Below are 4,664 nucleotides of genomic sequence, written 5' to 3' on the forward strand. Positions count from 1 at the left end.
GCGTATAACCAGAGGTGCCTAGGCCGTTGATTAGAAAACCAAACGAGCCCGCATTCGATGCCGATCTTACCCTCTCTCGCGACCCAATTCCAATCCCTCTTTCCGGCCACCGACCACGGGCAGGAGCGCTGGCGGTGGTTCATGCTGACCCTGCAAGCAATCCTGGTGCCGATCACGGCGTCGCGGACCTCCAATCTGCGGCGCGGCACTGCAATCCTGTTTGGCGTGGAGATCGCGCAGTCGCGCTATTACACCTTCATGGCCTCGGTGAAGCTGGCCTGGGGCCGGTCTGGGAGGTCCTCTGGCGGGCGATCCCCGACCCACTCACCGACGGGCGCCTGCTGCTGGCAGTGGACGATTCGGTCAATCCCAAGGCCCGGCGCAAAGTCTTTGCCTGCCAGGACACCTTCGACCACGCCGCCAAGACCAACCAGCGTCGGTTCCCCTCGGCGCAGACGATTGCCACGGTGTGGTTGCTCAAGATCATCCACGGACGCTGGTGCTGTCTGCCGCTGGCCTTCGCCTTCTATTTCCGCTACCTGACCTTGCACACACGCTGCGTGCGAGTGCGCGGCGAGGCGCAGGTGTTTCAGACCGAATTTGCCCAGGTAGTCGCGCTGATCGTGCGGCTGCGGGCCGTCTTCATCCCGGTCCCGGTGCTGGTGGTCTGCGACAGTTGTTTCGGTAACAATGGGTTGATTAAGCCGCTACGGGAGCATTTCGGGGCGCGCGCGCACTTACTCTCGCGCCTGCGCCACAATGTCGACCTGTATGAGTTGCAGACCCCAACCCCAGGACGGCCGGGGCGACCACGCAAGTACGGGGTCCGCGCGGGCACTTCCTCACAACTGGCACCACGCTCCACTCCGAGGCCCCGCACTACAGGCTCCATCTGTATGGCCGGATGCGCGAGATGGTGGCCGTCGAGCGACTGGTGATGCTCAAGACCCTGAGCTGCCCGGTGCGCGTGGTGTGGGTCTTTCGTCGCACCGAGTGGGTAGCCTTGGTCAGGACCGACCTGACCTTGTCGCTGGCGCAGATTATCGAATACCATGGGGCGCGCTGGAAAATTGAGTACAGCTTTCGTGAGGCCAAGAGCGAATGCGCCCTAGCCGACTATCACGTGCGCCGTTGGGATGCCTGGCATCATCATATGGCCTTGGTGATGTTGGCGACACTGTTCCTGGCAAAGCAGAAAATCCCGGGGCGGACGCAGTGGCCGATGCTCTCGTTCAACGACGTGGTTACGGCCCTGGCCCATCTGTTACCCCGTCGCCAGCTCACCGCCGAAGACTTGGCAGAGATCATCAACAAACGCCACAGTCTGCGCGAGCAGGCCAAGGAGTCTCACGCCCGACGGGCTGCGGCGACGCTGGAATGAATCTGACAAAGTAGAATTAGGCGCTAAGGGGCGGGGCCGTTTTCTTTGCAGAGGGTGGGGCATTTCCGATTAGCGTTGACGGCCAGGGGGTGGCGGAGTGCCGCGATCTTGTCGGCAGCGCCTTGGGTCATCGCTTGCGTACCGCCCTGGAGGCGTTGATGGGCGCGATCGATGCCGCCCCCCCCGGTGACGGAGAGCCGGCCACCGCGCAGGCCGCCCGACTCGCGGCGCTGCGGCGCACCGCCTGGCCTATCAAGAGTACGCCCACGCCCAGACCCGCGACCCGACCATGTAACTGCACACCGATCGGGACGCCATCTTCCGGGTCCTACACCCTCCGCACCTGCCGTTGACCACAACCTCGCCGAGCGGGCGCTACTCCACTGGCTGATCGCCCGCCGCATCAACCATGGTACCCGCACGGCCGTCGGCTCACACGCCTTCGCCCTGGTGGACAGTGTCATCGACACCTGCCGGCAACGCGACCACTCGCCGTGGGATTACCTGGTAGCCGCGATCACCGAGCGGCGCGCCGGACTGCCACTGTCCCCGCTGCCGGTGGCGGGGGTCTGAACGATTACGATCGCCGTAACCTTTTGTACAAAAAAATTATGACCCTCGAGTGGATTCGTGGAGAACCCTATTATCGGTGGAAATTGCTGCTGGAACACAATAGGAGCCTATAGTTCACACAGTGTGCGTTAGCGTACAGACCACAACACCAATAGGGCCTATTGTCCGTACCTGTCCGTGAACAGACTTAAATCAACACGCAAACTAGAACACCCTGTGACAGAGTTCCCGCGTTACAGTGCAAGCGGACGTGCTATTCGCACCCTGCCTGACCAAAGGTCCACTACTCACAGCTCCCAAGAGGGCAAGAAAAATGAATACACCCACAACTGATTCGGGGCTTTTTGGTCGTAGCACATTCCTATCCAGTGCGATTCTATTAGCGACTTTCGTACTGCCGCCCGCGGCCTTTGCCCAGGCCCCACCACCGCCTCCACAGCCGCCATTAGACCTGCTCTCTAACGCCAGCTTTGCTATTCTGGCTGGGTCCAAGATTAGCAATATCCCGACCTCGGCAGTGACTGGAAATATTGGTTTAAGCCCGGCGAGTGGTAGCTTTATTACCGGTTTTGGACTCACCGAAATAACCGGCACCGTATACACCGTCGATGCGACCTATCCCACTGCGGGGGTCGCGGTGATCGACCCCGCCAGACTCACTGCGGCAAAGGGCGATCTAACTATTGCCTACAGCGATGCGGCTGGTCGCACACCGGTACCGACAGGCACTTACCTGAACCCTGGCGCCGGCAATCTTGGCGGGCTGACGCTTATCCCTGGTCTTTACAAGTTTACCGGCGCGGCTCTGTTGTCGGGATCAAGTCTGACGCTTACGGGCAATGCATGCGATGTCTGGATATTCCAGATTGGGACCTCTCTCTCGGTAGCCAATGGTATTCAAGTTATCCTTGCCGGAGGCGCTCAGGCTGCTAATGTTTTCTGGCAGGTCGGCTCATCGGCCGATATTGGGGTAGGCTCTGTTATGCAGGGAACTATCCTGGCGGATCAATCGATTACTCTGGCTACAGGTGCGACGCTGAACGGTAGGGCGTTGGCATCCATTGCGGCGGTTACATTGGACTCGAATAGCGTAACCAAGCCTGCGACGCCAGCTTGGTCAGTGTGTGTCACCCCCTCGGCAGGATTGGGAGGCAGCGTCACGCCTGACACACCACAGCCGGTAATGTCAGGTGCAACAACAAGTTTTGCCGCCATACCCAATATCGGCTACACGCGCAATTCAAAAGTGCTGGGAACCTGTCCCCAAGGCAGTTGGACGGGCAATGTTTGGACGACAGGGGCAGTCAGTACGAACTGTACCGTGGATTTTGGATTCTTCTGCTGGATCTGCTTGCCAGGCCGGGGTAGCTGGCGGGCAACAGTTCAGCCTTAATCGTCCAATAGAAATGAGCGAGCCAAGAGCATTGGGTTTAGCCCAAGAACCTAGCCCCCGGTGAAGAACCCAAGCGCAGGTTTACCATGCAATACAACACATGTCGTTCCGATGTTTCTGTGGGCCGCGTCGATGAGGCGCAGCTCGTTCTCTTGGCCGGCGACCCCAATCGACCGGACGGTAATGCGATCTTAGACGAACTGAGGCTGGGATCTCCCACCACGTCGCTTATCGTCACCGTAAGACCAACGACTGCTGCCAACGCGTTAGCTGGGCAATCGCAACGGACCAAAACGATACCGGAGGGTTCAGATAAACCTGGCACACCGGTCTTCTACGATATCAGCAATGAGAATGTCCGCACGCAGCTTCGCAGCGCCGTCGAGGACAAGGTCAATCAGGTCATCAAACAGCTAGCGTCACCCGAGCTGCACGTCGGACAACAATTCTCCTACCAACTTGGATTCGCTGCCGACGTCACGACTTGCGCCTCGGCCTCCTTCTTGACTCTATTTGCCCCATCGAACGACGCCTATAGGACGACGATCGTCGGCCGCGGCAACGACAGCAGGAAAAACTACGACACGACTTTTGGTGGAACCTCCGCGGCCCGCCGATCTGCCGCTGACGCTGACGCCATTCTGCAAAACCCGTTAAAGGCCGAGACCAGTAGTTTTCTCACGCCCACCGAAGTTCGCTACTACTGGATTAGGAACGGCGAAAAGGAGATCGGTAAAGTCCTTGATGCCGACCATCCCTATGCCGCGGATACCGGAGAAGCGCAGCCAGAGCCCGTCAGGCTCGGCGAACCGCTTGACACCGATGCCCAGACCACTCTCCCCAGTGAAAATACGCATCCCACGATAAGTATCGGCCCATCACTGAATGCCTCGGCATTCTTCCCCATTGAGAACAAAGGTACGGCGATACCAAGATGATGCGCACACAGTTGTTCTCAATCACAACCAACCTGTCAGAGGCTATTTTATGAAGATTCAATCGGTAAAGCGAATCGGTACCGCGGGGCTGCTGCTCGTGGCGTTAGCAAGCCCATCGGCTGGGGCCGCCACCGGCTTTTTTGTAGCGAAGGTCATCGGTGTCCTGATTGACTCGGTGAACTTCGGTGGCTGTATGGCGTATTTGAGCACAGACCCACAGACCCAGCTGCCGGGCTGCGGGGCTAATTGGGTAAGCTTCAGTTGTACGGGCGACTTCAACGACACGATCAGGGCCTATCGCATGTTGGACCAGGCGCAGTTGGCCCTTGCGACCCAGAAGAACGCGGGGTTTTCGATAGACGACACGAAACTGCATAAC

5 protein-coding genes and 1 pseudogene are annotated in these 4,664 nt (G+C 59.0%); all 6 read left to right on the plus strand.

The window, feature by feature from the left end; all coding sequences use genetic code 11:
* Positions 1 to 134: 134 nt before the first annotated feature.
* Positions 135 to 938, plus strand: a complete 804-nt coding sequence (locus QZY44_RS26175; RefSeq protein ID WP_295455050.1) for a transposase — start codon at positions 135 to 137, stop codon at positions 936 to 938.
* On the plus strand, positions 914 to 1,381 hold the full coding sequence (locus QZY44_RS26180) for a hypothetical protein (RefSeq protein WP_295455052.1): 468 nt from the start codon (positions 914 to 916) through the stop codon (positions 1,379 to 1,381). The genes QZY44_RS26175 and QZY44_RS26180 overlap by 25 nt, the downstream gene beginning before the upstream one ends.
* Positions 1,382 to 1,718: 337 nt before the next feature.
* A pseudogene (locus QZY44_RS26185) lies at positions 1,719 to 1,954 on the plus strand (IS66 family transposase); the annotation flags it as partial.
* Positions 1,955 to 2,267: 313 nt separating this feature from the next.
* Complete coding sequence (locus QZY44_RS26190; protein ID WP_295455055.1) at positions 2,268 to 3,347, plus strand: ice-binding family protein; 1,080 nt, start codon at positions 2,268 to 2,270, stop codon at positions 3,345 to 3,347.
* An 86-nt stretch (positions 3,348 to 3,433) separates the two neighbouring features.
* Positions 3,434 to 4,285 carry a hypothetical protein gene (locus tag QZY44_RS26195; RefSeq protein WP_295455057.1) on the plus strand — a complete coding sequence of 284 codons (852 nt, stop codon included), beginning with the start codon at positions 3,434 to 3,436 and terminating at the stop codon, positions 4,283 to 4,285.
* A gap of 49 nt (positions 4,286 to 4,334) precedes the next feature.
* On the plus strand, positions 4,335 to 4,664 hold a 330-nt coding region (locus QZY44_RS26200), incomplete at its 3' end, for a hypothetical protein (protein WP_295455059.1).

The organism is uncultured Thiodictyon sp. (genome assembly GCA_903837595.1).
Taxonomy (GTDB): Bacteria; Pseudomonadota; Gammaproteobacteria; order Chromatiales; family Chromatiaceae; genus Thiodictyon.